The sequence below is a fragment of the Bacteroides sp. Phil13 genome (assembly GCF_001940965.1).
Classification (GTDB): domain Bacteria; phylum Bacteroidota; class Bacteroidia; order Bacteroidales; family Bacteroidaceae; genus Bacteroides; species Bacteroides intestinalis.
Map to the genome: position 1 here is coordinate 1 of NZ_MSHA01000089.1, position 4,595 is coordinate 4,595.

3 protein-coding genes are annotated in these 4,595 nt (G+C 44.6%); all 3 read right to left on the minus strand.

Annotated features, from left to right (window positions below; genetic code table 11):
• Positions 1-46: 46 nt before the first annotated feature.
• Entirely contained in the window at positions 47-1,450 is a 1,404-nt protein-coding gene (asnS, locus tag BWI44_RS17925) for an asparagine--tRNA ligase (protein ID WP_118217164.1), read from the minus strand.
• 28 nt (positions 1,451-1,478) lie between these two features.
• Positions 1,479-2,933: a pseudouridine synthase gene (locus tag BWI44_RS17930; RefSeq protein WP_195210008.1), complete on the minus strand. Its 1,455-nt coding sequence runs from the start codon at positions 2,931-2,933 to the stop codon at positions 1,479-1,481.
• Positions 2,934-3,077: 144 nt separating this feature from the next.
• Positions 3,078-4,424, minus strand: coding sequence for an adenylosuccinate lyase (gene purB / locus BWI44_RS17935; RefSeq protein ID WP_138292738.1), 1,347 nt, complete (start codon positions 4,422-4,424; stop codon positions 3,078-3,080).
• Positions 4,425-4,595: the final 171 nt, after the last annotated feature.

A 4,595-nucleotide genomic window follows, 5' to 3' on the forward strand; every position in this document is an offset into this window, starting at 1 on the left:
GTGCCTTAGTTTTGACACATCTCCACTTCATCTGTTTATTTATGAGTTAAAACTCTGCATTACGCGGTGTACGCGGGAAAGGTATCACATCACGAATATTCGCCATACCCGTCACGAACAGAAGCAAACGCTCAAAGCCCAGACCAAAACCTGAGTGAGGACACGTACCGAACTTACGGGTATCGAGATACCACCACATATCCTTCATAGGTATATGCATTTCGTCAATACGCGTCAACAACTTGTTATAATCCGCTTCGCGCTCGGAACCACCAATAATCTCACCAATCTTCGGGAACAATACGTCCATTGCACGTACCGTTTTACCATCTTCGTTCTGCTTCATGTAGAACGCTTTGATTTCCTTCGGATAGTCAGTCAGGATAACCGGACGTTTGAAATGTTCTTCCACGAGATAACGTTCGTGCTCAGAAGCCAGGTCCACGCCCCAGTATACCGGGAATTCGAACTTATGACCTTTAGCAACAGCCTCTTCCAGTATCTTAATACCGTCCGTATAAGGCAAACGTACGAAAGATTCCTTCAATACACTTTGCAGACGTTCAATCAAACCTTTGTCGAACATATCGTTGAGGAACTTCACATCATCAGCGCAGTTATCCAAAGCCCACTTCACACAGAACTTGATAAATTCTTCTGCCAGATCCATGTTGTCCGTAATGTCATTGAACGCAACTTCCGGTTCCACCATCCAGAACTCAGCCAAATGGCGCGGAGTATTGGAGTTTTCCGCACGGAATGTAGGACCAAACGTATAGATAGCTCCCAATGCCGTAGCAGCAAGTTCACCTTCCAACTGTCCGGAAACCGTCAGACTGGCCTGCTTACCAAAGAAGTCGTCATCATAAATGATAGAACCCGCTTCATCCTTCTTCAAATCATAGAGGTTCTTCGTTGTTACCTGGAACATTTGTCCGGCACCTTCACAGTCGGAAGCCGTGATGATAGGTGTATGGAAATAGACGAAACCTTTCTGATGGAAAAAAGTATGGATAGCTATCGCCATGTTATGACGAATGCGGAACACTGCACCAAAAGTATTCGTACGGGGACGCAAGTGAGCAATCTCGCGCAGAAACTCCAGTGTATGGCCTTTCTTTTGCAAAGGATATGTATTATCACAAGTTCCCAGAACTTCAATTTCACGAGCCTGAATCTCAGCTTTCTGGCCGGAACCTACAGATTCCGTCAGTTCACCATTCACGCTCAGACAAGCACCGGTAGTAATGTCTTTCAGCATCTCTTCATCAAAGTTTGCCAAATCTACCACAACCTGCACATTATTTATTGTAGAACCGTCATTCAGGGCGATAAAATTAACTTGTTTACTACCTCTGCGGGTACGAACCCAGCCTTTCACGTTGACCATAGCGCCAAAATCTTCGCGCTTCAATACGTCAACAATCTTTGTTCTACTAATCTTTTCCATAAATTTGTGTTAAACCTATATTATATAATTACTCAAAAGAGCCCATGCGCAGGTAGTTTACTTCCTGTTCGCTCAAATAGCGCCATTCGCCACGACGCAAGCCCTTCTTAGTCAGTCCGGCAAAGAATACGCGGTCGAGTTTCACTACCTTGTAGCCCAGTGACTCAAATATACGACGAACAATACGGTTCTTACCTGAGTGGATTTCAATGCCCACTTCATCCCGTCTAACATCGTCCGTATAACTGATAGCATCTGCATGGATTTCACCATCATCCAACTGAATACCAGCTGCAATCTGATCCATATCAGCTTTTGTCACATTCTTATCTGTATGTACGTGATAAATCTTCTTCTTCAGGAACTTCGGATGAGTCAACTTAGAAGCCAAATCACCGTCATTCGTCAGTAGCAATACACCTGTAGTGTTGCGGTCCAGACGACCTACCGGATAAATACGTTCATCACAAGCACCTTTCACCAAATCCATTACCGTGCGGCGTGCCTGCGGATCATCCGAGGTAGTCACAGTATCTTTCGGCTTATTCAGCAAGATATAGATCTTACGTTCGATACTTACCGGCTGATCGTGGAATTTCACTTCGTCACCGCGTTTGATCTTGGTTCCGAGCTCTGTAACCACTGCTCCGTTTACAGAAACCACACCTGCTGTGATGAATTCATCTGCCTCACGACGAGAGCAAACGCCTGCATTAGCCAAGAACTTATTCAAACGGATCGGTTCATTAGGATCAGTAAACTGCTCCTTATATTCTATCTGCTTCTTACGGCTATACTTTGCATTCGGATCATAATCCGGTGTACGGCGTTGTTGAGGGCGGCCATATCCACCCGGTCTTCCACCACCATTGGGATTAAAACGCGGACGTTGAGGACGATCGCCATAAGAAGAACCACCATAAGATGCACTTCCATAAGGACGCTGAGGACGGTCGCCACCATCACCACTATTGTAGCGTGGACGATAAGGACGGTCATTGTTATAGGAACGCTGTCCACCATCACCACTATTAAAACGTGGGCGCTGAGGACGGTCACCATAAGAAGGACGCTGAGGACGGTCACCACCTTCACTGTTATAGCGAGGACGGTAAGGACGGTCACCACCACTGTTATTTCCATAGGATGGGCGTTGCGGACGATCGCCACCTTCGCTGTTATAGCGCGGACGATAAGGACGGTCGCCACCTTCACGGTTGTAAGACGGACGGTCACCATATGAACGTTGTGGACGTTCACCACCTTCGGCATTAGGATTAAAGCGCGGGCGATACGGGCGATCACTGCTGTAAGCACGCTGTGGACGATCACCACTTTCGCTGTTAAAACGTGGACGATAAGGTCGGTCACCACCTTCACGGTTGTAAGACGGACGGCTGTAATTGTTTTCTCTGTCAAATCTGTTGCCTGAATTCTCCTCATTGGAAGAATCGTCACGCCAAGTTTCGTTTTCTGTACTCATTGTTTTATTCGAATAAAATTAAACGTTGGCCTCACGGCCATTCTATTATCACTTTTATACCTTATATTATATATGTATACTATATTAACAATCACCAGATTTAAAATGTTGGCTTCATTATCCGGCTATTTTTTCCTACTCTTTTTAAATACCTGTATATGTATGGGGAGTAATGACGCGCAATTCTTTCTTAATCTCTTCGCTTACATTCAACCCTTCGATAAATTCTTTTATGGAAGCTTCCGTAATAGCCTGGTTGGTACGGGTCAATGCTTTCAATGCCTCATACGGATGCGGATATGCTTCACGGCGCAGGATAGTCTGAATAGCCTCAGCTACCACGCTCCAGCAATTATCCAAATCACGATAAATAGCAGTTTCATTCAGCAACAACTTACGCAACCCCTTCAACGAACTTTGAATGGCAATTACAATATGTCCGAACGGAACGCCTACATTACGCAATACAGTAGAATCAGTCAGGTCGCGTTGCAAACGAGATACCGGCAATTTCACAGCCAGATGTTCCAGAATTGCAGTAGCTATACCCAAGTTACCTTCCGCATTTTCAAAGTCAATCGGATTCACCTTGTGCGGCATAGCACTGGATCCCACTTCACCAGCTTTGATCTTCTGCTTGAAATATTCCATGGAAATATATTGCCAGAAGTCACGGTTCATATCGATCATCACTGTATTAATGCGTTTCATTGCATCAAAGATAGCGGAAAGATTATCATAATTGGAGATCTGCGTAGTATACTCTTCGCGTTCCAATCCCAACTTTTCAGCAACGAATTTGTTACCGAATGCTTTCCAGTCAAACTCCGGATAGGCAACATGATGTGCATTGTAATTTCCGGTAGCACCACCAAACTTAGCAGTAATGGGGCAAGCCTTTAATGTAGTCAATTGGCGTTCAAGACGATAGACGAACACCATTACTTCCTTCCCCAAACGGGTAGGAGAAGCCGGCTGACCATGTGTCTTAGCAAGCATAGGAATAGCAGCCCAATCTTCCGCATACGTGCGAAGCTGCGCTATCAATTCCTCTATCTGCGGATAGTACACCTGTTCCAGAGCTTCCTTGATAGACAGAGGCACAGAAGTATTATTGATATCCTGTGAAGTCAGTCCGAAATGAATAAACTCTTTATAATCATCCATTCCACCCATCTTATCAAACTCTTCCTTCAGGAAATACTCCACGGCTTTCACATCGTGGTTTGTCACACTCTCAATATCCTTGATACGCTGCGCTTCAGCTTCTGAGAAGTTACGATAGATATTTCTTAAAGTTTCAAATACACTTTTGTCTACGCCTTTCAACTGCGGCAAAGGCAGCTCGCACAAGGTGATGAAGTATTCCACTTCCACTTGCACGCGGTATTTCACCAAGGCAAACTCCGAGAAATAAGCCGCCAAGGCATCCGTTTTTCCTCTATATCGACCATCAATCGGAGAGATAGCTGTAAGTAAATCAAGTTCCATACGTCGTATTTTGATAATTATCGAGCCGCAAAATTAGCGTTTTTTTCTGAGTAACAAGCCATAAAGAGATAAGAAAGTTAAGAAAGGACGTTAACAGATAAAAAAATAGCCCTGCAAGAACTTGCAAGGCTATTTAATAATTTTACATCTGTGGGCGTTGACGGATTCGAA

Coding starts and splice junctions, on each gene's coding strand:
- BWI44_RS17930 (WP_195210008.1), bottom strand. CDS start 2,933: ATGAGTACAGAAAACGAAACTTGGCGTGACGATTCTTCCAATGAGGAG.
- asnS (WP_118217164.1), bottom strand. CDS start 1,450: ATGGAAAAGATTAGTAGAACAAAGATTGTTGACGTATTGAAGCGCGAA.
- purB (WP_138292738.1), bottom strand. CDS start 4,424: ATGGAACTTGATTTACTTACAGCTATCTCTCCGATTGATGGTCGATAT.